We start from the raw sequence: 23,750 nt of genomic DNA on the forward strand, positions 1-23,750 counted from the left end.
TCACTCCTTCTCGGGTGATCCGTCGTGCAGGGTGAGCCACTGCACTCCAGCGGGGCCCGGTTCACGGCCCCCGGTGATCGTCTTGGGGTCGTTGTAGGTCTGCTGCACGTCCGCCGGGGAGTTCTTCGCGGTGAGTCCGTCGCCCCACACGGTCCACAGCACCCAGGGGGACTGGTCGAGCGTCGTGCGCTGCGCGGCGCCCAGCGGCACGTGGAAGGACTCCGCGAGGATCCGGGGCTTTCCGTAGTCCTTGAGGCCGTGGTGCCAAGTCGAGGTCCAGGCGGCCGGGTCGAAGGGCTGGTCCGGGCTTCCGCTGTAGTCGTCGACACCGACGACGTCCACGTACTCGGCGCCCGGGTAGAAGTCCCACGGATCGCTGCCGTGGACGGCGTCCCAGGCCGTGGGGGCCCAGACGAAGATCAGGTTGTGCAGGCCGCGGGAGCCGACCAGGTAGTGGTAGAGCAGTTCCCACAGGGCCGTGTACTGCCGGGGCTTCAGCCCCGCCCACCAGAAGCTCTGTTCGCCGCCGAGGGAGTTCATCTCGTGGTACGGACGCAGCAGTACGGGAACGTCGTAGGCGGCCAGGTAGCCGAGGTGGTCGGCGAGGAACGAGAGGTCGAGCAGGAGCGCGGCGTGCTCGGGGGTGCCGGGGGTGATCAGCCGGTCGATCCAGCCCGGGTCCTTCGCCGAGGGGGCGTTGCGACGCAGCGTCTGGTCGTAGCTCTTGACGGGGCTGCCCGGCCACGGCTGGTGGAACGACATCCCGACCAGGCCTGCGGGTGCTCCCCCGTTGGTCGGCAGCACGGTCTTGGTGCCGTTCCAGAGGCGTTCGGTGCCGCTCGGGTTGTAGGACCCGTCGTCTTTGCGGGGCAGTCCGTGCCAGACGCCCATGGCGAGGTCCACGACGTCGTTCGTGTAGGTCCAGAACTCGCGGCGGGCGGGCCAGGCGGCGCGCGAGTAGTCCCGCGGCTCGCCCACGCCCCAGCTGTCCTGCTGGTAGCCGGGGCCCAGGTCCAGTTCGAGGAAGGCCGGCAACTTCCCGGTGATGTCCTGGGGTTTTCGGTAGTAGTAGCCGGGTGGTTTGGGACCGCTGTGGTCGCCGTACTCCGGGTTGTACCGCTCGTTGTGCACCTCGGCGTGCTGGCCCATGAGGGTGCCGCGGCGCCGGCCGGCACGGGCATCCGCCTCCAGGCCTGCCAGTAACTTGTACACGGCCCGGGCCGCCTCGGAGGCCTTGGGATCGCGTGACACCAGGTCCTGTTGGAGGCCGGTGGCGGGGGCTCGCGAGGTGCCTAACGCGGCGACTCCGGCGAGGGCGCCGCCCGTGGCCGCGGTGGCCGCCGCCCCGAGGAGGAGGTTGCGGCGCTTCAGCTCGCGGCCCAACACCAGGCGGCCCGAAGCCTGTTGCCCCGGCGCCACCCGATCCGGCGCCACGTGACCTGGCACGTCACGACCCCACACTCCGAGACCCCCCTCGGTCGACAGCCCGCCGACTACGACCCCCTGCCGTTGGGCGAAACCCCTGGGGCCGGTGTCACCCTACGCGTCGGCCCCCGAGCAATGTGCTCGGGGGCCGAGGGTTCACCGTTCGTACGTGTTACGCGGCGGGCAGAGTGTCCAGCTGGGCCTGGATGCGGGCGATGTCCGCCTCCGCCTTGGCCAGCCGGCCCTTGATCTTGTCCACGACGTTGTCGGGGGCCTTGGCCAGGAAGGCCTCGTTCCCGAGCTTCGCCTCGGCCTGCTGCTTCTCCTTCTCGGCGGCGCCGAGGTCCTTGGTGAGGCGCTTGCGCTCGGCGGCCACGTCGATGGTGCCTGAGAGGTCGAGCGCGACGGTGGCGCCGGCGACCGGGAGGGTCGCGGTGGCGCTGAAGTCGTCGCCCTCGGGCTGCAGGCGCAGCACCTGGCGGATGGCCGCCTCGTGCGCGGCCAGCGCGGTGCCGGCCAGGTCCAGGCGGGCCGGGACCTTCTGCTTGTCGTCGAGGCCCTGCTCCTTGCGGAACCGGCGGACCTCACGGACCAGGCTCTGGACGCCCTCGATCTCGGCCTCGGCGGCTGCGTCGCGGAAGCCGCTGTCCTTCGGCCAGTCGGCGATCACGAGCGACTCGCCGCCGGTCAGCGTGGTCCACAGGGTCTCGGTGACGAACGGGACCACCGGGTGCAGCAGCCGCAGCATGACGTCGATGACCTCGCCGAGGACCCGGCTGGAGACCTTGGCCTGCTCGCCGCCCGCGAAGAACGTCGTCTTCGACAGCTCGACGTACCAGTCGAAGACCTCGTCCCACGCGAAGTGGTAGAGCGCCTCGCTGAGCTTGGAGAACTGGAAGTCGTCGTAGTACGCGTCGACCTGCGCGACCGTCTTGTTGAGGCGGGACAGGATCCAGCGGTCGGTGGCGGACAGCTGCTCGACCGGGGGCAGCTCGCCCTCGATCGTGGCGCCGTTCATCAGCGCGAAGCGCGTGGCGTTCCAGATCTTGTTGGCGAACTTGCTGGAGGCCTGGACCCAGTCCTCGCCGATCGGCACGTCGGTGCCCGGGTTGGCACCCTTGGCCAGGGTGAAACGGACGGCGTCGGAGCCGTACTTGTCCATCCAGTCCAGCGGGTCGACGACGTTGCCGAAAGACTTCGACATCTTCTTGCCGCGCTCGTCGCGGACCAGGCCGGTCAGCGCGATCGTCTTGAACGGCGCCTCGCCGTCCATGGCGTACAGGCCGAACATCATCATCCGGGCGACCCAGAAGAAGATGATGTCGTGGCCGGTGACCAGGACGTCGGTGGAGTAGAACTTCGCCAGGTCCGGGGTCTTCTCCGGCCAGCCGAGCGTGGAGAACGGCCACAGGCCGGAGGAGAACCACGTGTCGAGGACGTCGGTGTCCTGGTGCCAGCCCTCGCCGGTGGGCGCCTCGTCGTCCGGGCCGACGCAGACGATCTCGCCGTCCGGGCCGTACCAGACCGGGATCCGGTGGCCCCACCACAGCTGGCGCGAGATGCACCAGTCGTTGAGGTTGTCGACCCAGTCGAAGTAGCGCTTCTCCATCTCCTTCGGGTGGATCGTGACCCGGTCGTCGCGGACCGCGTCACCGGCGGCCTTGGCGAGGGTCTCGACCTTGACCCACCACTGCAGCGACAGGCGCGGCTCGACGGTGGTGGAGCAGCGGGAGCAGTGCCCGACGGAGTGCAGGTAGGGGCGCTTCTCGGAGACGATCCGGCCCTGCTCGCGCAGCGCTCCGACGACCGCGGACCGGGCCTCGAAGCGGTCCAGGCCGAGGAAGGGGCCGTGGACGGTGATGTTGCCGTGCTCGTCCATGATCGTCATGTTGGGCAGGCCGTGGCGCTGCCCGATGGCGAAGTCGTTCGGGTCGTGCGCCGGGGTCACCTTGACGCAGCCGGTGCCGAACTCCGGGTCGACGTGCGTGTCCGCGACGACCGGGATGGAGCGGTCGGTGAGCGGCAGCTTGATGAGCTTGCCGACGAGGTGCTTGTAGCGCTCGTCGTCCGGGTGGACGGCGACGGCCGTGTCACCGAGCATCGTCTCGGCGCGGGTCGTGGCGACGACCAGGGTGTCCTCACCCTCGCCGTACTTGATCGAGACGAGCTCGCCCGCGTCCTCCTGGTACTCCACCTCGATGTCGGAGATGGCCGTCAGACAGCGGGGGCACCAGTTGATGATGCGCTCGGCGCGGTAGATCAGCTCGTCGTCGTAGAGCTTCTTGAAGATCGTCTGGACGGCCTTGGACAGGCCCTCGTCCATGGTGAAGCGCTCACGAGACCAGTCGACGCCGTCACCGAGGCGACGCATCTGGCCGAGGATCTTGCCGCCGTACTCTTCCTTCCACTGCCAGACCCGCTCGACGAACTCCTCGCGGCCCAGGTCGTGGCGGGACTTGCCCTCCTCGGCGAGCTGCTGCTCGACCTTGTTCTGGGTGGCGATGCCGGCGTGGTCCATGCCGGGCAGCCACAGCGACTCGAAGCCCTGCATCCGCTTGCGGCGGGTCAGGGCGTCCATGAGCGTGTGCTGGAAGGCGTGCCCCAGGTGCAGGGAGCCGGTGACGTTCGGCGGCGGGATGACGATGGTGTACGCGGGCTTCTCACTCGCGGGATCGGCCGTGAAGTAGCCACGCTCTACCCAGCGCTCGTAGAGCTTCCCCTCTACCTCGGCCGGAGCGTACGCGGTCGGCAGTTCGGAGTTGGGGCTGCTGGGTGTCTGCGTGTTCTCGGTCACGAGGCACAGTTTAGAGCCGTAACAGTCCAGTCATGAAACCGGTAATCGGGGGGCCCGGCGCCTTGCGCAGCTCCGGCTTCCGTCAGGATGTCTGAAACACATAAAGGATTCCTGAAGGGGGACGCGGGCATGAGTTACAACCAGCCTGGGCCGTACGGCCAGCAGCCGCAGCAGCCGGGACCGTACGGAGGCCCGCAGCCGGGGCCCTACGGGCAGCCCGCTCCGCAGCCCGGCTACGGCTACCCGCAGCAGCCCCCGCCGGGCGTCCCCCCGCAGGGCTACCCCCAGCAGCAGCCCCAGCAGCAGCCCCAGCCGGGCTACGGCTACCAGCAGCCGGGCATGCCGCCGCAGCAGCCCCCGTACGGCGGGCAGCCGCCGAAGAAGTCGAAGGCGGGCGTGGTGATCGCGGTTATCGTCGCGGTCGCGGCGATCGGCGGCGCCGGCTGGTACTTCACGAAGGGCGGCGGCGCCTCGGGCTCGGTGGCCGCGGACACCAAGGGCTACAAGCTGACCTACCCGGCCTCGGTCGACAGCTACGCGAAGAACGACCAGGCGGTCGGCACCGCGAAGGGTGACACGCCCCTGACGGGCGAGCAGAAGGCCAAGGCCGAGGCCATCGGCGTCAAGGACGCGCACCAGTCGAGCCAGCAGTACTTGAGCGGCACCCCGGGCAAGGCCAAGCAGATGACCGCGAGCGGCTTCTGGGGGCAGATCGATGACCCGGAGAAGGCTCTCGACGGCTATTTCAACTCGATCGGCGCGCCCAACCCGGACACCGACAAGCTCGGCCTGAAGTACGAAAAGGTCGGCTCCCCCAAGGCGTTCACGCCGGACGGATTCAAGGGCGCGGTCATGAAGTGCGTCGAGATCAAGATGACCACGACGAAGACGACCAAGCCCGGCGAGCCCAACTCGATCGTGCTCCCCACCTGCGCCTGGAGCGACTACTCCACCCTGGGCGCGGTCAACCACATGGACCAGACCACGCTCCTGACCGGCGGCAGCCAGGGCACCCTGGAGGACGTCGCCAAGCTGGCGGCGAAGCTTTACAACACCTCGCGGACCAAGGTCTGACCGGACGGGCGGCCGGCGCGGGCCCTCGCCCAGCGCCGGACTCGCTCCTGAAAACGAGGAGGGGCGCCCCGGATGTCCGGGGCGCCCCTCCTCGTGTTGCGTCAGGTGACGGCTACGCCGACTTCTCCTGCGGGCCCTGGTCCTTCGGGACGATGCGCGGGACCAGCGTCGGGTTGACGTTCGAGCGGACGACGTCCGCCGTGATGACCACGCGGGCCACGTCCTTGCGGGACGGGACCTCGTACATCACCGACATCAGGACCTCTTCCATGATGGCGCGCAGGCCGCGCGCGCCCGTCTGGCGGAGGATCGCCTGGTCCGCGATGGCCTCCAGCGCCTCGCGCTCGAAGTCCAGCTCGACGCCGTCGAGTTCGAACAGCCGCTGGTACTGCTTCACCAGCGCGTTCCGCGGCTCCACCAGGATCTGCAGCAGCGCCTCGCGGTCCAGGTTGTGCACCGAAGTGATGACGGGCAGACGGCCGATGAACTCCGGGATCATCCCGAACTTCACCAGGTCCTCCGGCATGACCTCCTGGAACTGGTCGCTCGCCTCGATCTCGCGCTTCGAGCGGATCGTCGCCCCGAAGCCGATGCCCTTGGCGCCCGCACGCGACTCGATGATCTTCTCCAGGCCGGCGAAGGCGCCGCCCACGATGAAGAGCACGTTCGTCGTGTCGATCTGGATGAACTCCTGGTGCGGGTGCTTGCGGCCGCCCTGCGGCGGGACCGAAGCCGTCGTGCCCTCCAGGATCTTCAGCAGGGCCTGCTGCACGCCCTCACCGCTCACGTCGCGCGTGATCGACGGGTTCTCGCTCTTGCGGGCGACCTTGTCGATCTCGTCGATGTAGATGATCCCGGTCTCGGCCTTCTTGACGTCGTAGTCGGCCGCCTGGATCAGCTTGAGCAGGATGTTCTCGACGTCCTCGCCCACGTACCCGGCCTCCGTCAGCGCCGTCGCGTCAGCGATGGCGAACGGGACGTTGAGCATGCGCGCGAGCGTTTGGGCGAGCAGCGTCTTGCCGGAGCCCGTCGGGCCCAGCAGCAGGATGTTGGACTTCGCGAGCTCGATCGCGTCGTCACGGCCCTGCGCGCCGCCGTTCTCGCCGGCCTGGACGCGCTTGTAGTGGTTGTAGACCGCCACCGAGAGCGCCTTCTTCGCCGGCTCCTGGCCGACGACGTAGCTCTCCAGGAACTCGTAGATCTCGCGAGGCTTGGGGAGTTCCTCCCACCGGACCTCGGAGGTCTCCGCGAGCTCCTCCTCGATGATCTCGTTGCAGAGGTCGATGCACTCGTCGCAGATGTACACACCGGGTCCTGCGATGAGCTTCTTCACCTGCTTCTGGCTCTTTCCGCAGAACGAGCACTTGAGCAGGTCGCCGCCGTCACCGATGCGTGCCACGAGGTGCTTCCCCTTCGCCTGGGAGACGCTTGGTTCAGCGCTCCTGGTGCCTCATATCCGACGGTACCTTGCCGGGGGCCCCCTACGGGGCCCCCTTGACGTGGTTCACATCGCCGAATGTGACGACGTGCCCACGCCAACTGGCGGCAAGGGTCAGTGGGAGTTCTTGCGGGTCGAGACGATCTGGTCGATCAGGCCGTACGCGAGCGCGTCCTCGGCCGTCAGGATCTTGTCGCGCTCGATGTCCTCGCGGATCTTCTCGATCGGCGTGGTCGAGTGCTTGGCCAGCATGGTCTCCAGCTGGTCACGCATGCGCAGGATCTCCCTGGCCGCGATCTCCAGGTCGGAGAGCTGCTCGCGGCCGGTGCCGCCGGACGGCTGGTGGATCAGCACACGGGCGTTCGGCAGCGCCATGCGCTTGCCGGGGGTGCCTGCGGCCAGCAGGACGGCGGCGGCGGAGGCCGCCTGGCCCATGCAGACCGTCTGGATGTCCGGCTTCACGAACTGCATCGTGTCGTAGATGGCCGTCAGCGCGGTGAACGAGCCGCCGGGGCTGTTGATGTAGATCGAGATGTCGCGGTCCGGGTCCATCGACTCCAGGCACAGCAGCTGCGCCATGACGTCGTTGGCGGAGGCGTCGTCGATCTGCACGCCGAGGAAGATCACGCGCTCCTCGAAGAGCTTCGCGTACGGGTCGTACTCGCGCACGCCCTGCGAGGTGCGCTCGACGAAGCGCGGGACGACGTAGCGGTTGTCCACCGGCGCGCCGGTGTAGAGGCCGCTCGCGGGAGAGAGGTTGTTCATGTGCATCTGGGTGTTCACCATCCTGGTGGCGTTCTGCGGGCTGGGGCTTGCCGGGTGCGGGCGGGCGTACGGGGCCTCGTACGAGGCCCCGCGCGCCGGGGCCGGGATCAGGCCCCGGTGCCGCCGCCGCCCGGGACCAGCGACGCGGCGGAGATGATCTCGTCGATGAGGCCGTACTCCTTGGCCTCCTCCGCGGTGAACCAGCGGTCGCGGTCGCCGTCGCGGATGATCGCCTCCACGGTCTGGCCGGAGTGGTGGGCGGTGATCTCGGCCATGCGCTGCTTCGTGCGCAGCAGGTACTCGGCCTGGATCTTGATGTCCGAGGCGGTGCCGCCGATGCCGGCGGAGCCCTGGTGCATCAGGATGTCCGTGTTCGGGAGCGCGAAGCGCTTGCCCGGGGCGCCGCCGGTGAGCAGGAACTGGCCCATGGAGGCCGCCATGCCCATGCCGATGGTGACGACGTCGTTCGGGATGTACTGCATGGTGTCGTAGACCGCCATGCCCGCCGTCACCGAGCCGCCCGGGCTGTTGATGTACAGGTAGACGTCCTTCTCCGGCTCCGCGGCCAGGAGGAGGAGCTGCGCCGTGATCTTGTTCGCGATGTCGTCGTCGACCTGCTGGCCGAGGAAGATGATGCGCTCGCCGAGCAGCCGGTTGTAGACATGGTCGCCGAGGCCGCCACCGATGGACGGCTCACCCGCGGCGTAAGGCTTCAGATTCGTCACGTATCCACCTGCTCGTCTCCGACGGCCACATGCCGTCTCAGCGTCTCGTTCTGGGGCGCGGACCGGTCGGCGGCCGTGGCCGTCGGCGTCCGGGTACTCCCGTGCCCTCGTATTCATGGACCCTAACGCGCAGGTCGGACAACGCCATCCCGCTTCCCGAACTGTTCGCTCGGAGCGCAAGGTCCGCGGGCTCTGCGCGGGCCGGCTGCGGGCCCTGTGCGGGCCACCGGGAGGGGCCCTCGCGACGGTACGCCGAAGGGCCCGTACACGGCTGCGTACGGGCCCTTCGGGATGCTGCTCAGCGGGTGCCGCGCGGGGCGGCACCCAGGGTGTTACTTGGCCTCTTCGGCGTCACCCTCGACAGCGGCCTCGACGGTCTCCGTGGCCGTCTCGACCTCGTCCTCGTCGTCGGACAGGTCGACGACCTCACCGTTGGTGTCGACGACCTTGGCGGCCTCGACGACGACCGCGAGGGCCTTGCCGCGGGCGACCTCGCCGACGAGCATCGGCACCTGGCCACCCTCGACGACGGCCTGCGCGAACTGGTCGGGGGACATGCCGGAGGAAGCGGCACGGCGCATGAGGTGCTCGGTGAGCTCCTCCTGGTCGACGCCCAGCTTCTCCTTGTTGACCAGCGCGTCCAGGACGAACTGGGTCTTGATGCCCTTGATCGCCTGGTCCTTGGTCTCGGCGTCGAACTCCTCGACCGTCTTGCCCTGGAACTCCAGGTACTTCTCGATGGTCAGGCCCATCTGGCCGAGCTGGTGGTGCTCCAGGTTGTGCTTGCGGGTGTTGACCTCGTCCTCAAGCAGCTTCTCGGGGATCGGCACCTCGACGAGCTCCAGCAGCTTCTCCAGGACGCGCTCCTGGGCCTGCGTGGCCTGGTCGTACTGCTTCATGTTCTCAAGGCGCTTGCGGCTGTCCGCCTTGAGGTCCTCAAGGGTGTCGAACTCGCTCGCCATCTGCGCGAACTCGTCGTCCAGCTCCGGCAGCTCGCGGGCGGAGACCTTGGAGACCTTGACGGTGACCTCGGCGTCCTTGCCCTCGGCGGAGCCGCCCTTCAGCTGGGAGGTGAAGGTGGCCTCGCCACCGGCCTCCAGGCCCTTGACGGCCTCGTCGATGCCGTCGAGGAGCTCGCCCGAGCCGATGGTGTACGAGACGTCGGAGGCGACGCCGTCGGGCAGCACCTCGCCGTCGACCTTGGCCTCCAGGTCGAGGGTGACGACGTCACCCTCGGCGGCGGCGCGCTCGACGTCGTTCGTGGACGCGAAGCGGCCGCGCAGCTGCTCGACCGACTTCTCGATGTCCTCGTCGGAGACCTCGACCGCGTCGACCTCGACCTCGATGCCGGAGTAGTCCGGGATCTCGATCTCGGGGCGGACGTCGACCTCGGCGGTGAAGGCCAGCAGTTCGCCGTCCTTCAGCTCCGTGATGTCGACCTCGGGCTGGCCCAGCGGGTTCAGGTCGGCCTCGTTGACGGCCTCGGTGTAGAACTTCGGGAGCGCGTCGTTGACGGCCTCCTCCAGCACCGCACCACGGCCGAAGCGCTGGTCGATGACCCGGGCGGGGATCTTGCCCTTACGGAAGCCCTTCACCGTGACCTGCTGGTTGATCTTCTTGTACGCCGCGTCGAGGCTGTCCTTGAGCTCCTCGAAGGGCACCTCAACAGTGAGCCGAACCCGAGTCGGGTTCAGGGTCTCCACGGCGCTCTTCACGGTTCGGTCTCCTTGTGGCTGACTGCTTGGGGTTCTGCGTCCACGCTGCGATTCAGCGGTTCGGCGGATTCGGCCCGGTACATCAGACACACGGGCACGCAGCTTGCATAGTAACCGCAAGCGGCAATCAGCCCACAACGCGATCTTGCGATGGCGATGCTGGTGGTCGGGGTGGCCGGATTCGAACCGACGACCTTCCGCTCCCAAAGCGGACGCGCTACCAAGCTGCGCCACACCCCGTCGGTGCGACACGTAGGGTACATGCCTGGAGACCCTCTGATGCGCGGGGTTTTGAACGAACGTTTCAGGACGCCGCACCGCGGGCGCGCAATGGAGTGTGCACTCCCCCGGCCCGACCCGCTAGGATGCTGTCCGTGCCGCGGTCCCCGGACCTGCGGCGCACGTGTTGCGGGCGTAGCTCAATGGTAGAGCCCTAGTCTTCCAAACTAGCTACGCGGGTTCGATTCCCGTCGCCCGCTCTGAAGCACGAAGGGCCAGGTCAGAGGATTTTTCCTCCGCCTGGCCCTTAGTCATTCCCGGGGTCAGCGATCAGTCCTACATGCCCCTTGCCCTTGCGCGTGTCCTTCCGCGTGGCGGTCAAAGTCCCGGCGGCTGGAGACCAGCCCGCCCGAACCTTCCGTTGGGTACGCGACCAAGGCGGCCGAGAACACCGGCACGCTCAACTGGCGCGTCGGGAATCGCGAGGCGCTGGTGCTCCTCCACGTGCCGGACCACACCGCACGCCTGATCGGGGCCCGCTTCGACCTCGACCCGCTCTATCCGGACCGGCGCCTCGCCGCCTGGTCGCACATGCTCGGCTTCCGCGGTCACTTCTCCACGAAGTCGCGCTCCTACTCGACCACCCTCGGGGCCTTACGCCAGACCCGCGCCGACTACCGCGCCGCCCAGGAACGCGAAGCCCGTGGCCTGGACGACATCGAGCCGGACAGCGTGCTCGTCCTCGTCTCCTGGCAGTACGCCGGCCACGGGCGCAGCCCGGGGGAGTCGGTCCTCGCCGCCACCCGTCGCCCGCGACATCCAGCTCAACCGAGAGACCGCCCGCGAAGCCCTGAAGGGGGAGCAGCATGGCTGATCGATACCTGTCCGTCGTCCAGGTCGCCGAGCTGCTCGGGACCACCGTGAGGTTTCCTCGGCGGCTGGTCGAGGAGCGTCGGATCACCTACGTGAAGGTCGGGCGGCGCGTGCGGATCCCCGAGAGCGCCGTGTACGCGTACACCGCCGCCAACACCGTCGAGCCTCGTCGGTGTGGGCTGGTGGCTGCCTGATGGCTGGAAAGCGACGGCGTAAAGCGCCATTTGAAGCCCGTCTTCGGCGCCGTCAACATGGCGGAGATTTCAGCGCCACTCGTACGGCGTTGCCGGGCCGACAAGCTGGCCAGCGGGACCGGGCAGACCGCCGTGGCCAAGGCATACGCCCTGCTCAGGGCCATTCTGGGGACGGCGTTGTCCGATCAAATGATCAGGCGGAACCCGTGCCAGATCAAAGGGGCTCCGGGTCCTCGTCCTGATGGCCGGCTTCCTCGGGCTGCGGTGGGGCGAGCTGATCGGACTGCACCGGCGGGACACCGACCTTGAACAGGGGACCCTGCGGGTCCGGCGCGCCGTCGCCGAGCTCGGGGCCGACGGGCGCGTGTTCATCGGGGCAAAGGGGGCGACTCCTCGCCAGAACCACTTCAACCCGCTGTGGCACAAGGCCTGTCGGAAGGCCGGGATCAAGGGGCTGCACTTCCATGATCTGCGGCACACCGGGAACTCCCTGGCCGCCTCGACCGGGGCGAGCACGCGGGAGTTGATGGCCCGGATGGGGCACAGCACCGCCCGTGCCGCACTGATCTACCAACACGCCAGCGCCGACCGGAACCGGTTGATCGCCGACGCGCTGAGCAAGCTCGTGCTGCATTCCGTGTCCGTGGCCGGGGCCGTGCTGCGCGAGGACGGCCGACTCCTGGCGATCCGCCGAGCGGACGAAGGCACTTGGGAGCTCCCGGGCGGAGTCCTCGAACTCACCGAGTCCCCGGAGGCCGGCGTCCGCCGTGAGGTCCTGGAGGAAACGGGCATAGAGGTCGAGATCGACACGCTCACCGGGGTTTACGAGAACACCCACCCGCGGCATCGTCGCCCTGGTCTTCCGCTGCGAGCCCTCCGGCGGCACAGAACGTACGTCCGACGAGTCGACCGCGGTGACCTGGCTGACCCGGGAAGGGGTAGCGGCCGCATGTCCGAGGTCTACGCGATCCGCCTCCTGGACGCCCTGGACGAAGAGGGCCCCCACATCCGCAGCCACCAGCTCCCGCCTCAACCCTTACCGGCCGGCAGCCGCGACGCCCCCGCCATCCTGGAGCCTGAGGCCCCCGCCGGGGGCATGTCGGTGAGTGACGGCACCGCCGGCCTGTGGGGCTCGACTCATGCCCTTGGCCTGTCCCGTCTTACCGCGCAGGCCTGGGGTCAGAGCGCGATCGGCTTGTACGCCATGGCGCGGTCTACGACCTTCTCGGCGCTCAGTGCGGGGTCAAAGTCCCAGTACATGTAGTTGCTGATGTGAGGGCAGGCCAGGCCGCGTTGGAGAGTTGCGATGATCTTGTCTGCCTCTGGCTCGGTGGCATCGCCGTCCAGAAGGCGTTGGACCAAGAGGACGGCCTCGTCGCGGGTCAGGCTTCGCTGTGTGGTCATGCCGCCGACCTATGTGTCGAGCTCGTCGCCGGGCTGCGACCACCGTTTGATGATCTTTGCTGGAAATTCCGGGGCTGGCCACACCTGGATACGGATCTTCTCAGTGGTTTCGGGGCTCTCGTCAGAGTCGATGTCGGCCTGAGCTGCCCGAGCCAAGTTGCTTCGGGACACGCGAACACGGTTCCAGCCTGGCGGGACCTCGAACGTAGCCGCATCGGGGCCGTAATCCGTGCAACCCAGAACCATCATGCGGCCCAACGACACATCGAGGCTGGCCTCAACCACGTGATCAAATTCCGTGCTGTCATCACTCGGCTCCTGAGGCAGGACGACAACAGTGACAGATACGTTGACATTGACAGCCGTGCCGATGCCCAGTGCATCCCGTGCAACCGCGAGATGATCGGCAACGGCCTGGGCCGTCCACGCATCGCCTAGATCACCGTCCGAATCCGCATCGGTTAGGTGTATCTGGAAGTAGTCGGCGAAGAGGGTGAGCTCTGTCGTGGTCGTCATGGCGGCACAGTGCCATGCAGCACTGACAGGAGATGCGGTACAGCAGACAAGCGCAGCAACCGTGCTGACCGTGCATTTCGGCAGAGAGATCGTCCGCAAAGACCGAACGTTCCTGGGCGTGCCGAAGATCAGTTCCCGTTGGATCCTCTGAAGGTTCCTCAAGCCCGAACAGTCCGCGTAGTCCGATCAGGCAGGTTTGTCGGACTATTCGAGGGACAGGCCGATCGCCCCCGATGCCGCGCTGCCCGGCCGGGGCACCACATGTTCGTTCGCGGGGCGCTCGCGCCGCACTGAGAGAACGACGTCAGGGCGTACCTCTTTCCCGCATATGCGTACTGAAAGGCCGGGAGAAGCCAGATGCTCATCGAAGTAAGCAGGTTCCTACGGCGCCGCTGGCTGCCACAGGCGACAGTTGCGGTAGTGGCAGGGGCAGCCTGCCTGGCGGGAGTGGTACCAGCCGCGGCTGCCCAGGTGACCTGGGTGAGCTGCAGCGCCAACCCCAACGCCCTGCAGCCCGCCATTACCGCCGCTTCGCCCGGCGACACCCTGCTGGTGAGAGGGACCTGTACCGGCCCCTTCACCATCGACAAGGACCTGACCCTGTGGGGCGTCGGTGGGGCGGTGCTCGACGGTAACCAGGCGGGCTCCACCGTCACGGTCGGCAGCGGAGCCCGGGTTCTCCTGGACCACGTGATCCTCACCCATGGCAGCGCTGCGTCCTCCGGCGGCGGCGTCAACAACCAGGGCACGTTGACGGTGAGCCACTCCACGGTGAGAGACAACACGGCGCCCTCAGGCGCGGGTGGAGGCATCCACAACCTGGGCACGCTGACGGTGGTCAGCTCCACGGTGAGGGACAACTACTCAATCGGCGCCGGCGGCGGAATCAACAACAACGGGTCCCTCACGGTGCGTGACTCCAGTGTGTTCGGCAATTCCGGAGACAATGGCGGGGGCATCTTCAATTACCTCGCCGGCCAAACGGTCACGCTGATCCGCTCGTCGGTGCACCACAACACCGCGAGAGTGAGTGACGGCGGCGGCATCCTCAACTACCTGGGCGAGATGACGGTCTCCAGCTCCACGGTGTACAGCAACACTGCCCCCTTCGGCGGCGGCATCTGGAACCAAGGAACGCTGACGGTGACCCGCTCCACGGTGCAACGCAATACCGCGACGGGCGGCCCCGGCAGTGGCGGCGGCATCTACAAGGCCGGCGGCTCCTTGACCCTCGACCGGTCCGTGGTTCGTAACAACACCCCGGACAACTGCGCTCCGCCCGGAAGTGTCCTGGGCTGCACAGGCTGAAACACCGCCGTGCAGCCCTGGAGGCACCGCCACCCACCCGCTCCGCCGACCTTCGGACACTGTCCACGGGGCACGCATCCGGGGTGAACGCGCGTACGGATCAGATGCTGCCCGTGCCCTAGCCGTGCCAGGTAGGACGGACAACGGCGGTCAAAGGCGGGTGCCATGGCGAGCCCTAGCGTTCTCCGTGGCACCCGTTCGCGCCGGTCAAGGCGGTAATGGACGCGTGAAGATCGGTGATTCCCAAGCTCAGAGCACGGTGCCACCTTCACCACTGCGTAGGTCTCCGGCGGGCGCAGGAGTTGCTGATCTCTCAAGGCGTGTTGGAGGGGCGGGCGGGGTCCGGGACGTACGTGGCCGCGCCGCCGCAGCGTGTGCGCGTGGAGGCGGCTCGTTCCTCGGCCAGGGGGCAGCCGGGCGGCTCACCGTTCCGGGCCGACGTGCGGGCGCTGGGCAAGCAGGGGAACGGGGAGAGCCGGACCGAAGCGAAGGTGCCGGCCCCGGCCGAGATCGCGGCGCGGCTCGGGATCGCCGAAGGCGACCTGTGCGTGCGGACTGTCTACGAGTTCCTTGCTGATGCTCGACCGGTGCAGCCGTCGACCAGTTGGGAGGCGTACGAACTCACCGCCGGCACGCTCGTCGTCCTGCCGGAGGTGGGCCGCACGCGGGCGGGGGCGTCGTGAACCGGATGGCCGCGATCGGGATTGCGGTCAACCATGCCGTTGAGCAGCCGAAGCCGCGGCAGGCGACTGCCGAGGAAGCGTCGCTCCTCGGGATCCAGAAGGCCGCGTGTCGCCGGTGGGATCTGCGCTGATCTCACCCTTTGCCCGACAGACGCAGCTCTCGCCTGCTAAGAAGCGGCCATGGACGCGGCTCTGACGGGACTTGCAGGCACGACCGTAGGTGCGCTGGCGGGATTCGCGGGCGCCTGGCTGGCTCAGCGTGGGCAGCTGCGCCAGCAACGAGAGCAGCGAGCGTACGCGGAACGCGTGCGTTGGCTGGATGACAAGAAGGGCCTGTACCGCGACCTCCTGATCGCGATGTACGGCTGGCATGATTCGCTGGTTTCGATCTGGCTCGACGAGGACGACGGCCGGCTCTCCGAGACGCGGGGAACGGCCTATAAGTGGGGCGTCGAGGCTTCCCTCATCGCGTCAGAGCCCGTCCAGACCGCCATTGAGGATCTGCGAGGCAGGTTCCTGTCAGCACAGTCCGTGATCCTCAGCCGGACGCGTACGACGGAGCGGGCGCCTCTTGAAGCCGTGCAGGAAGGGCTTGCGCTACTGGAGAGTGCCCTGAGGGCGGAACTCTCCGACCCGCACCGTCCGGAGGTTCGCAGACGCTCCGGCCGCCCCTGGGGTGTACAACGTGGCCCGTCCACGGAGGGGACACGCGCAGTCGAGCGACAACGTTCCAACTAGACGTGCCCCGCGTGCCTGATGGGATGGCTCCGCATGGGGAGTCTCGGGGAACTGCGGGGAGGCTGGTGGGAACGTGCAGGTCAGTGGGGTGGCTGCTCGGGCAGGAGGTGCGTACGCGATCTTCCGAACCAGCTACGCGGGTTCGATTCCCGTCGCCCGCTCTGAAGCACGAAGGGCCAGGTCAGAGGATGTTTCCTCCGCCTGGCCCTTCGTCGTTTCGTCTCAGTAGTGGACCGCGGTGCACGTGACCGTGGTCTTGCCGTCGGCCATCTTGACTTGGTACTTGCCCCCGCTGAGGCCGCCGAGGTCGAACCTTCCCGACTTGTCGATGGGGACCGAGCCCGAGGTGGAGCCGGAGTAGGTCACCGTCGTGCCGGCGGGGAATCCCTGACCCCATACGTGGTACTTGCCGGCTGAATCCAACTCGACGTTGCATTTCGCGGCCGCGGGGGCCGTGGTGGCCGAGGCGTGGGCGGCTACGGCGGGGCCCACAGCGAGGGCGGGAGCCAGCAAGAGCGTGAGTACTGCAAGACGACGTGTCCGGTTCATCATTCGACCTGCCTTGGACGCTGACGGTGCGGCCGGTGGGGCGTGACGGCTCCGATACCCGCGGCAGCGGTCGCACGGGGGCGCCGGGGAGGAAATTCTCGCTCCGTTACGCCGTGCTCATGGCGATCTTCATCTTATCGTCCGGTTCGTCCTGCGGCATCTCGCGGACGGTCTTGACGGCGGTGGGGGGAGGTTGTGTACTCCCCGCATGTCGGGGGCGGGCGGGGCTCGGGAGTACGTAGAGGCGCGGCTGAGTCAGTACCAGCAGTGGTACGACCGCAAGGCCGTGCGGAACAAGGCCGTCTATTTACGGATGCGGACCCTGTCGGTCGTCGGCGGGGCGCTCGTGCCCGTGCTGGTCAATCTCGACATGCGGTTCGCCCGGATCGGCGCCACCGTCCTGAGCCTGCTCGTCGTCGTCTCCGTGTCACTGGAAAGCGTGTACCGGTACCGGGAGCAGTGGAAGAACTACCGGTCGACCGAGCAACTGCTGGGGCACGAGCGCGTCTACTTCGAGACCGGGGTCGGGCCGTACGCCGGGTTGTCCGAGCGCGATGCGTACACGACGCTCGTGTCCCGGGTGGAGCAGGCGATCGCCAACGAGAATTCGGCCACCCTCAACGTCATGACGCTGGGCGGCCAGGTGAACTCCGACCTGGAATGCCGGCGGTCGACAGGGTAGGCCGGCCCCCGTGCGGGTGGGACCGGCTCCGGCTGCCGGACTAGAGCTTGATCCCCGCGATGGTGTCGGCGAGGGAGTTGAGGAAGCGGTTGACGTCGGGCGCGATGGAGCTGGACGCCAGGAAGAAGCCGAAGAGGACCGCGACGATCGCGGGGCCGGCCTTGATGTGGTTGCCGCGGACGAGCACCACCAGGATGACCGCCAACAGAACCACCACTGACAGCGAAATGGCCACTACTGATCACACCTTCGGTCGTCCCCTGGTCGGCCCGGGGCGCACGGCCGCGCACGCACCCACATGGACCATCCTCCCACCAACGGGCCCCGGCTATCCGCCCCGTGGCGAATCGACACCGGCGCGTTCCCGCCAACCGCTGCTGCACCGGACATGTTTCGGCTGTGGGGCCGGTGTCACGGCCCGGTGAGACCGAGGAGGGAGCGGACATATGCGTACTTCGCGGACAATCGTTCCCGGGTGGGGCCGTCCAGCACGGAGAGCCGCGCGGGGTCCGCGTTGTGCTCCAGGTCGGCCTCCTTGACCAGGAGGGCGCCCGGGGTGGCGAGGATCCGGGCCGCGTACTCCTCCAGCGGTTCGCCGGCGCGCTTGGTGACCGCCAGCACCATGTCCTTGACGGGCTGGGGAAGCGCGGCGGAATCCAGCCACTCCCGGCTGAGCGCATCGTCCTCGACCGCGTCGTGGAGCCAGGCCGCCGCCTGCTGTTCGGCGCTGCCGCCGCGGGCGCGGACTCCCTCGGCGACGGCCGCGAGGTGCTCCGCGTACGGCCGGCCGGCCTTGTCGGTCTGGCCCTCGTGCGCGGAGCGCGCCAGCGCCTCGACCTCGATCAGGGTCAGCGGTTGCTGCTGCGTCATGTGGTCCCCTTCGCTGCCGTCCGTGCCGTCCGTGTCGCGTGTGCCCCCTGTGCCGCCGCCTCACGCAGGGCCCGCGCGGCCCGGCGCACGTCGGCCTGCGTGGTACGCCAATTGGAGAACGCCGCACGCAGGGCGGGGGTTCCCGCGTAGACCGTGGGGGTGACGAAGACCTCCTCCTGAGCCGCCTCCCGCAGGGCCGTCAGGCGGGCCTGCGTGGGGTTTTCGGCGAGGGTGAAGCAGACGACGTTCAGGTGGACCGGGGCCAGCAGACGGAAGGCGGGGTCCTGCTCCAGTTCGGCGCCGAGGGCCCGGGCGCAGGCGATGTCGCGCTCGACGATCTCGCGGTGGCCTTCGCGGCCGTACGCGCGCAGCGTGAACCAGGCGGCGAGAGCGCGCAGTCGGTGCGAGTTCTCGGGGGTGAGGTGGACCAGGTCGGGGTGGTCGCCGAGGGGGCCGAGGTAGGCGGCGGCGTTCTGGAAGACCCGGGCCTGGAGGTCCTGGCGGCGGGTGAACTGGACCGCGCTGTCGTAGGGGACGTTCAACCACTTGTGCAGGTCGATGCAGACGGAGTCGGAGTCGTCGAGGCCGTCGACGAGGTGGGCGTGCTCCGGGGAGAGGGCGGCGAAGGCGCCGAACGCGGCGTCTGTGTGGAGCCAGAACGCGTGGCGTTCGCGGAGAGCGGAGATCGCTCGGAGGTCGTCGAAGTCCACCGTGTTGACGGTGCCGGCGTTGGCGACGACGACGGCCGGGCCGGAGGTGTCGGCGAGGGCGCGGTCCAGGGCGGCGGGATCGACGGCCTCGCGGCCGGGGAGGGTGGGGACGGGGACGAGGGAGCCGCGGCCGAGGCCGAGGACGGACAGGGCCTTCGCGATGGAGGAGTGCGGGGCTCCGGACAGGACGCGCACCGGGCCGAGGGCTGCCGCGCCGTCCTCGGAGGGCGAGACGCCGAGGCGTTCGCCGAGCCACTCGCGGGCGATGGCGAGGCCGGTGGTGTTGGACATGGTGGCGCCGCTGACGAAGGTCCCGGTGTGCGCGTCGGTGAGGCCGAAGAGCTCGCGGAGCCAGGTGGTGGTTTCGCGTTCGAGGTCCTGGCCGGCGCCGTCCAGGGCGGAGTTGGAGTTCTGGTCGTGGACGGAGGTCAACCAGTCCCCGACGAGGGCGGCGGGGGTGGCTCCGCCGGTGACGAAACCGAGGTAGCGGGGGCCGGCGGAGGCGGAGAGGCGCGGCGCCCAGCGCTGCGCGAACTCGTCGAGGGCGGATTCCGTGCCGGTGGCGTGGACGGGGAGGGGCGGCTCCGCTTGCGGCGGGGTCAGGGATACGTGGGGTACGAGCGGTACGACGGGACGGGCGTCCAGGGCTTCTAGGGCGTCGGCGGCGGTGCGGCGGGTGGCCTCCAGGAGGTCGGGGAGGCGGGCGAGGTCGGAGGCGAGCGTGCGGTCCATGGGGGCACGGTAGGGACCCGGCGGGCGCGGCGGACCGGCCAATCGGGGGTTATTGGCCGGTCCGGCGGTCCGCCGGCTCCCGTGCCGCGCCGCTGCGCGAGCGGCCCCGGGCCGCGCCCGGGCCTTCGGGGCTCCGCCCCGGACCCCGCGCCTCAAACGCCGGCGGGGCTGGAGGGCGGCGTAGGGTCGGGGGATGGTGGGGACTCGGTGGGTCGTGGGGGTTGTCGGAGTCGTCTGCTTGGCGGGGCTGGTGGTGGGGTGCGATACGCCGCCCCCGCCCGCGGCGGCGCCGGGGCCCGATCCGGTGGGGGCCGCGCCCGCCCCCCGTTCCCCGCAGCCCGGACCCTCGGCCGGCTCCCCGCAGCCGGAGGACTGTCCCGAGGGGGGCGTGCGGTTGCGGGAGGGGAGCGGGGATTCCGCGATGGGGCTCCGGGTCGCCGACATCCAGCTGGTCAACTGCGGTGCGCAGCCGTACGTGCTCCAGGGCTATCCGGAGGTCCGGCTGCTGGACAGGAAACGGGCCCCCGTGGAGGTGACGGTCGTGCACGGCGGTGAGGGGATCACCGGTGCACCGACCGGCGTGGACGGTGATCCGCAGCAGGTGGAGCTCCGGCCCGGTCAGGCGGCCGCGGTCGGGATGGTGTGGCGGAACCTGGTGACCGATACGACGGTGCCCGCCGCAGAGGGATGGGTGGTGGAGGTGACGCCGCGGGCCGGTGCGCCCCGGGTGGAACTGGAGCTGGGCCATTCCGTCGACCTCGGGAACACCGGGAAGCTCGGGATCGGCCCCTGGAAGGCCATGGCCCGCTGACCGCCCCGTCCGTCCCGTCCGGCTCGGTGGGCCCGGCAGACGGCGTACCGCGTACGGGCTGCACCGTGCCGGAGCCGCCGTAGCCGGACGGGCGGCGGGCGGGCGTACGCCGGCGGTTCGGGCCGGAGCGCCGGCTACGCGGTGGCGCCGACCCGAGTGCGCCGGCCGGCCCTGCTGCCCAGCCCCGGCGCATCCGGTTCGGCTACGCCGGCACGGTCGTCCCGCCCCGGCGCAGGGCCCAGCGGGCCGGGAGGAGGGTGGCGGCCAGGCCCAGGGCCAGGGCGGTGGCCGCGAAGGAGGCGTACAGCACGGGTGGGATGTGCGGGGGCGCCCCGGTGAGGGCCTTGGTCAGCGGGAACAGGGTGGCCAGGGCGATCGCACTGCCGAGGGCGACGCCCGTGCCGCCGATCAGGAGGGCCTCCCAACGGAGCATGCGGAGCACTTGGCGGCGGGTGGAGCCGACGAGGCGCAGCATCCGCAGTTCGCGGCGGCGGTCGAGGACGGTCATCACGAGGGTGTTGGCGGCGGTGACGGCGGCGAAGCCGCCGAGGACGGCCGCCATGGTGGTGTTGGCCCAGGCGTTGACCTCGCGGTCCAGGTTCTGGGCGGTGGTCCAGGCCGAGGCGGTCACTGCCGGGCCGAGGCCTGACGGGACCGGGCCGCGGATCAGCAGTTCGGTGGGGTGCCCGGCCGTGGTGTGGCCGGTGAGGTCCGCCGCCGGGAGGGTGATCTGGCCGAGGCCGAGGCCGCGGGTGTAGACGGCCACGATTTCGGGGGTGACCGGGGCCCCGTCGGGGAGGCGGAGTTCGATGCGGTCGCCGACGGTGGCGTGTGCGGAGTCGGCGAGGCTGCGGTCCACGGCCACGGTGCCGGGCCGGAGCGCGGCGAGGCTGCCTTCGCGTACGCCCGGGTCCTGGACGGTGGTGAGGTCGCCGGCGACGCCCTGTGCTGAGGCGGGGCGCAGCGAGCGTTCGGCGCCGGTGCCGGACATCGCGAGGACGGAGGTGCGGGTGATCGCGACGCCCGCGCGGGTGGCGTCGGAGGGCGGGTCGGCGATCACGTGGTCGGCGAGCAGTCCGGCTTCCTGTTGCTGGCGGACGGCCCGTTCCTCGCTGGTGTGCAGGAAGACCAGGGTCGAGGAGAAGGCCATGGCGAGCACGATGGGGGTGATGGCGGAGGCGAACCGGCGGGCGTTGGTCCGGGAGTTGGCGGCTGCGAGCGAGCCGGACGGGCCGCCGGCGCGCAGCGGGAGGCCGAGTACGGCGGCGCAGGCGCGGGCGATCAGGGGGCCGAGCAGGGCCACGGCCAGCATGAAGAGCATGACGACGCCGAGCGCGGCGTTGGCGGCGTCCTCGCCGCGGCCGGTGGTGGCCAGGGCCGCGCAGGCGATGCCGCCGGCGAGGGCGGCGATGCCCAGGGGCGTACGGATCCACCCCGGGCGCAGGCGTTCCACGGCGGCTTCGGCGAGGGCGCGGCCGGGCCGGATCCGGGCGGGTCGGCGGGCGGCGGCCCAGCCGGCGAGCAGGGCGGTGACGAGGCCGGTGCCGACGGCTGCGACGAGGGGGATCCAGGAGACGGTGAGTTCGACGCCGGCCGGGATGGCGCCCTTGGCCCGGAGCTGTCCGAACCACCAGGCGGCGAGGCCGATGCCGGGTATGCAGCCCAGTAGGCCTGCGGCCGGTGCGACGAGCAGGGCTTCGGTGGCGACGGTGCGGCGGATCTGCCGCGGGGTGGCGCCGACGGCGCGCAGCAGAGCGAACTCGCGGGAGCGCTGACCGACGGACAGGGCCACGGTCGCGGCGGCGGTGAAGACGGCGACGAGGGTGGCGGTGCCGCCGAAGGATCCGCCGAGCGCCATCAGGAGTTCCCTGGCGCCCGCGAGCTGCGGGTCCACGGCGCGGGCGGAGCCGGTCAGCACCTGGGCGCGGCCGTCGACGGCGGCGCGGACCCGGGCCGGGTCGGCGTCGAGGAGGACGACGGCGTCGAGGGCTCCGGGGTGTCCGGAGAGGGTGCGGGCTTCGGCGTCGGAGAACCAGACTCCGGTGCCGCCGGCGTGTCCCACCACGAGGAACTGCCGCTTGCCGACCGGGGTGTCGAGCGTGATCCGGTCTCCCGGGGCGCCTGCGCCGGCGCCTGCGCTCGTGCCCGCACCGCCACCCGCGCCGGCACCGGCACGGGCACCCGCACCCGCACCGGTGCCCAGTACGACCTCGCCCGGGGCGGCAGCCGCCCGGCCCCTGGTGAGCTGCGCACGGGTGAAGGCGGCGGAGCCCCAGCCCGAGGCCTCCACGGCGGCGCCCGCGTCGCCGCGTACGGGGAAGACCACGTCGGGCACGGTCCGCCCGAGCGGGGCCAGCCGTTCCAGTAGGGCGGCGTCGACCCTGGCCCGCTCCGGGACCCGTACCACTTCCTCGTACGCGCCGTCGCCGCTGCCCACCTGCTGGCGGATCTGTTGGTCGGAGGCGACCACGACGGGGGCGTGGGCGTACCGGGTCGGCGGGACGTCCGCCCGGACTCCGCTCTCCAGCAGGATGCCGCAGGCGGAGACGATGGTGACGGTCATGAGCAGGGCGATGAAGGTGCCGGCGAAGGCGGCGGGGCGAAAGCGCACCGCCGCCCGGGCCAGGCCGTTCGGGCGGAGCAGCATCAGGCGGCCGCTCCCGCGTACGCCGGGGCGGTGAGGGCGGTCATCCGGGCGGCGATGGTCGCGGCGGAGCTGTGCGGCAGCCGGTCCGCGATCAGCCCGTCGGCGAGGAAGAGCACCTGGTCGGCGTGGGCGGCGGCGGCCGGGTCGTGGGTGACCATGACGATGGTGGCGCCGAGGGAGTCCACGGCGGCCCGGAGGAGTCCGAGGACTTCGGTGGCGGTGGTGGTGTCGAGGGCGCCGGTGGGTTCGTCGGCGAAGACGACGTCGGGCCGGGTGACCAGGGCGCGCGCGATGGCGACGCGCTGCTGCTGCCCGCCGGAGAGCTCGGCGGGGCGGCGCCGGCCCTTGCCTTCGAGGCCGACGCGGGCGAGCAGGTCGGCGGCCCGGTCCCGGTCCTGGCGTCCACCGGCGAGCCGCATCGGGAGCAGTACGTTCTGCTCCACGGTGAGGGAGGGCAGCAGGTTGAAGGCCTGGAAGACGAAGCCGAGGCGGCTGCGGCGCAGTTCGGTGAGTTCGTTCTCGTTCATGCCGGTGATCTCGGTGCCGCCGAGGCGGACGGAGCCCGCGGTGGGCAGGTCGAGTCCGGCCGCGCACTGTAGGAAGGTGGACTTGCCGGAGCCTGAGGGGCCCATCACGGCGGTGAAGCTGCCGCGGGGCAGGCTGAGGTCGATCCCGCGCAGGGCGTGCACGGTGGCGGCGCCGCGTCCGTATGCGCGTCGTACGCCGCGCAGTTCGACGGCGGCCGCGCTGTCGTACGCCGCCTGCTCGCTCTCGCGCTGCCGCCTGCTCCGCCGGAGCCCCATGGTGTGCCGCCTTCCGTGTTCACCGCCCGGACCGAGCCGGTGTGCCGTTCGTGGTGTCGACGCTACGGACGGGGT

The 23,750-nt window shown here is 70.0% G+C and carries 20 protein-coding genes, 2 tRNA genes and 2 pseudogenes; 10 read left to right on the forward strand and 14 right to left on the reverse strand.

What is annotated here, in order from left to right; translation table 11 throughout:
* Complete coding sequence (locus OG974_RS16215; protein WP_328762746.1) at positions 1-1,446, reverse strand: glycosyl hydrolase; 1,446 nt, start codon at positions 1,444-1,446, stop codon at positions 1-3.
* 151 nt (positions 1,447-1,597) lie between these two features.
* Complete coding sequence (locus tag OG974_RS16220) at positions 1,598-4,219, reverse strand: valine--tRNA ligase (protein ID WP_327283421.1); 2,622 nt, start codon at positions 4,217-4,219, stop codon at positions 1,598-1,600.
* A 129-nt stretch (positions 4,220-4,348) separates the two neighbouring features.
* On the opposite strand from OG974_RS16220, the gene OG974_RS16225 reads away from it, so the two are divergent.
* Positions 4,349-5,293 (forward strand): hypothetical protein, encoded by a 945-nt coding sequence (locus tag OG974_RS16225; RefSeq protein ID WP_327283422.1) that lies wholly within the window; start codon positions 4,349-4,351, stop codon positions 5,291-5,293.
* A 112-nt stretch (positions 5,294-5,405) separates the two neighbouring features.
* Here the strand turns inward: OG974_RS16225 and clpX are convergent, their stop codons facing one another.
* The 5 genes from clpX to OG974_RS16250 all read right to left on the reverse strand — a co-directional run bounded on the left by clpX (position 5,406) and on the right by OG974_RS16250 (position 10,176).
* Complete coding sequence (gene clpX / locus OG974_RS16230) at positions 5,406-6,692, reverse strand: ATP-dependent Clp protease ATP-binding subunit ClpX (protein WP_030297265.1); 1,287 nt, start codon at positions 6,690-6,692, stop codon at positions 5,406-5,408.
* A 153-nt stretch (positions 6,693-6,845) separates the two neighbouring features.
* Complete coding sequence (locus tag OG974_RS16235) at positions 6,846-7,517, reverse strand: ATP-dependent Clp protease proteolytic subunit (protein WP_323179072.1); 672 nt, start codon at positions 7,515-7,517, stop codon at positions 6,846-6,848.
* Between the two features lie 86 nt (positions 7,518-7,603).
* Positions 7,604-8,221: an ATP-dependent Clp protease proteolytic subunit gene (locus OG974_RS16240; protein ID WP_327283423.1), complete on the reverse strand. Its 618-nt coding sequence runs from the start codon at positions 8,219-8,221 to the stop codon at positions 7,604-7,606.
* Positions 8,222-8,553: 332 nt separating this feature from the next.
* Positions 8,554-9,936 carry a trigger factor gene (gene tig, locus OG974_RS16245; RefSeq protein WP_327283424.1) on the reverse strand — a complete coding sequence of 461 codons (1,383 nt, stop codon included), beginning with the start codon at positions 9,934-9,936 and terminating at the stop codon, positions 8,554-8,556.
* A 163-nt stretch (positions 9,937-10,099) separates the two neighbouring features.
* Positions 10,100-10,176: transfer RNA gene (locus OG974_RS16250), tRNA-Pro, on the reverse strand.
* 168 nt (positions 10,177-10,344) lie between these two features.
* Between OG974_RS16250 and OG974_RS16255 the strand changes: the two genes are divergently transcribed.
* The 4 genes and pseudogenes from OG974_RS16255 (at position 10,345) to OG974_RS16270 (ending at position 12,486) form a co-directional block, all read left to right on the forward strand.
* A tRNA-Gly gene (locus OG974_RS16255) sits at positions 10,345-10,415 on the forward strand.
* Positions 10,416-10,529: 114 nt separating this feature from the next.
* Positions 10,530-11,029: pseudogene (locus OG974_RS16260) on the forward strand (replication initiator); the annotation flags it as partial.
* Complete coding sequence (locus OG974_RS16265) at positions 11,022-11,222, forward strand: excisionase family DNA-binding protein (RefSeq protein WP_327283425.1); 201 nt, start codon at positions 11,022-11,024, stop codon at positions 11,220-11,222. The pseudogene OG974_RS16260 and the gene OG974_RS16265, both read left to right, overlap by 8 nt.
* A 241-nt stretch (positions 11,223-11,463) precedes the next feature.
* Positions 11,464-12,486: an NUDIX domain-containing protein gene (locus tag OG974_RS16270; protein WP_371643528.1), complete on the forward strand. Its 1,023-nt coding sequence runs from the start codon at positions 11,464-11,466 to the stop codon at positions 12,484-12,486.
* 149 nt (positions 12,487-12,635) lie between these two features.
* Here OG974_RS16270 and OG974_RS16275 read toward each other — a convergent pair whose 3' ends face one another.
* The gene (locus OG974_RS16275) at positions 12,636-13,142 is read right to left on the reverse strand and encodes a hypothetical protein (RefSeq protein WP_327283426.1); all 507 of its coding nucleotides are present in this window, start codon (positions 13,140-13,142) and stop codon (positions 12,636-12,638) included.
* Positions 13,143-13,622: 480 nt separating this feature from the next.
* Between OG974_RS16275 and OG974_RS16280 the strand changes: the two genes are divergently transcribed.
* From OG974_RS16280 to OG974_RS16290, 3 genes and pseudogenes are all read left to right on the forward strand, one after another.
* Complete coding sequence (locus tag OG974_RS16280) at positions 13,623-14,450, forward strand: hypothetical protein (RefSeq protein ID WP_327283427.1); 828 nt, start codon at positions 13,623-13,625, stop codon at positions 14,448-14,450.
* Between the two features lie 236 nt (positions 14,451-14,686).
* Positions 14,687-15,240 (forward strand): annotated as a pseudogene (locus tag OG974_RS16285) (UTRA domain-containing protein); the annotation flags it as partial.
* A 73-nt stretch (positions 15,241-15,313) separates the two neighbouring features.
* Complete coding sequence (locus tag OG974_RS16290; protein WP_371643531.1) at positions 15,314-15,871, forward strand: hypothetical protein; 558 nt, start codon at positions 15,314-15,316, stop codon at positions 15,869-15,871.
* Between the two features lie 222 nt (positions 15,872-16,093).
* Here the strand turns inward: OG974_RS16290 and OG974_RS16295 are convergent, their stop codons facing one another.
* On the reverse strand, positions 16,094-16,384 hold the full coding sequence (locus tag OG974_RS16295; RefSeq protein ID WP_371643533.1) for a hypothetical protein: 291 nt from the start codon (positions 16,382-16,384) through the stop codon (positions 16,094-16,096).
* A gap of 244 nt (positions 16,385-16,628) precedes the next feature.
* Between OG974_RS16295 and OG974_RS16300 the strand changes: the two genes are divergently transcribed.
* Positions 16,629-17,102, forward strand: coding sequence for a DUF4231 domain-containing protein (locus OG974_RS16300; RefSeq protein WP_371643534.1), 474 nt, complete (start codon positions 16,629-16,631; stop codon positions 17,100-17,102).
* A gap of 40 nt (positions 17,103-17,142) precedes the next feature.
* On the opposite strand, the gene OG974_RS16305 is transcribed toward OG974_RS16300, so the two are convergent.
* The 3 genes from OG974_RS16305 to OG974_RS16315 form a co-directional block, all read right to left on the reverse strand.
* On the reverse strand, positions 17,143-17,337 hold the full coding sequence (locus OG974_RS16305; RefSeq protein WP_030297273.1) for a hypothetical protein: 195 nt from the start codon (positions 17,335-17,337) through the stop codon (positions 17,143-17,145).
* A 176-nt stretch (positions 17,338-17,513) separates the two neighbouring features.
* The gene (locus OG974_RS16310; RefSeq protein WP_371643536.1) at positions 17,514-17,972 is read right to left on the reverse strand and encodes an HD domain-containing protein; all 459 of its coding nucleotides are present in this window, start codon (positions 17,970-17,972) and stop codon (positions 17,514-17,516) included.
* Positions 17,969-19,414: an aspartate aminotransferase family protein gene (locus OG974_RS16315; protein WP_371643538.1), complete on the reverse strand. Its 1,446-nt coding sequence runs from the start codon at positions 19,412-19,414 to the stop codon at positions 17,969-17,971. The genes OG974_RS16310 and OG974_RS16315 overlap by 4 nt, the downstream gene beginning before the upstream one ends.
* Positions 19,415-19,607: 193 nt before the next feature.
* Here OG974_RS16315 and OG974_RS16320 point away from each other — a divergent pair, with 193 nt between their 5' ends.
* Positions 19,608-20,225, forward strand: coding sequence for a DUF4232 domain-containing protein (locus OG974_RS16320; RefSeq protein ID WP_371643539.1), 618 nt, complete (start codon positions 19,608-19,610; stop codon positions 20,223-20,225).
* 202 nt (positions 20,226-20,427) lie between these two features.
* Here the strand turns inward: OG974_RS16320 and OG974_RS16325 are convergent, their stop codons facing one another.
* Positions 20,428-22,872: an FtsX-like permease family protein gene (locus OG974_RS16325; RefSeq protein WP_371643541.1), complete on the reverse strand. Its 2,445-nt coding sequence runs from the start codon at positions 22,870-22,872 to the stop codon at positions 20,428-20,430.
* Positions 22,872-23,675 carry an ABC transporter ATP-binding protein gene (locus OG974_RS16330; protein ID WP_371643543.1) on the reverse strand — a complete coding sequence of 268 codons (804 nt, stop codon included), beginning with the start codon at positions 23,673-23,675 and terminating at the stop codon, positions 22,872-22,874. The genes OG974_RS16325 and OG974_RS16330 overlap by 1 nt, the downstream gene beginning before the upstream one ends.
* Positions 23,676-23,750: the final 75 nt, after the last annotated feature.

Origin of the sequence: Streptomyces sp. NBC_00597 (assembly GCF_041431095.1) — a bacterium.
Classification (GTDB): Bacteria; Actinomycetota; Actinomycetes; order Streptomycetales; family Streptomycetaceae; genus Streptomyces.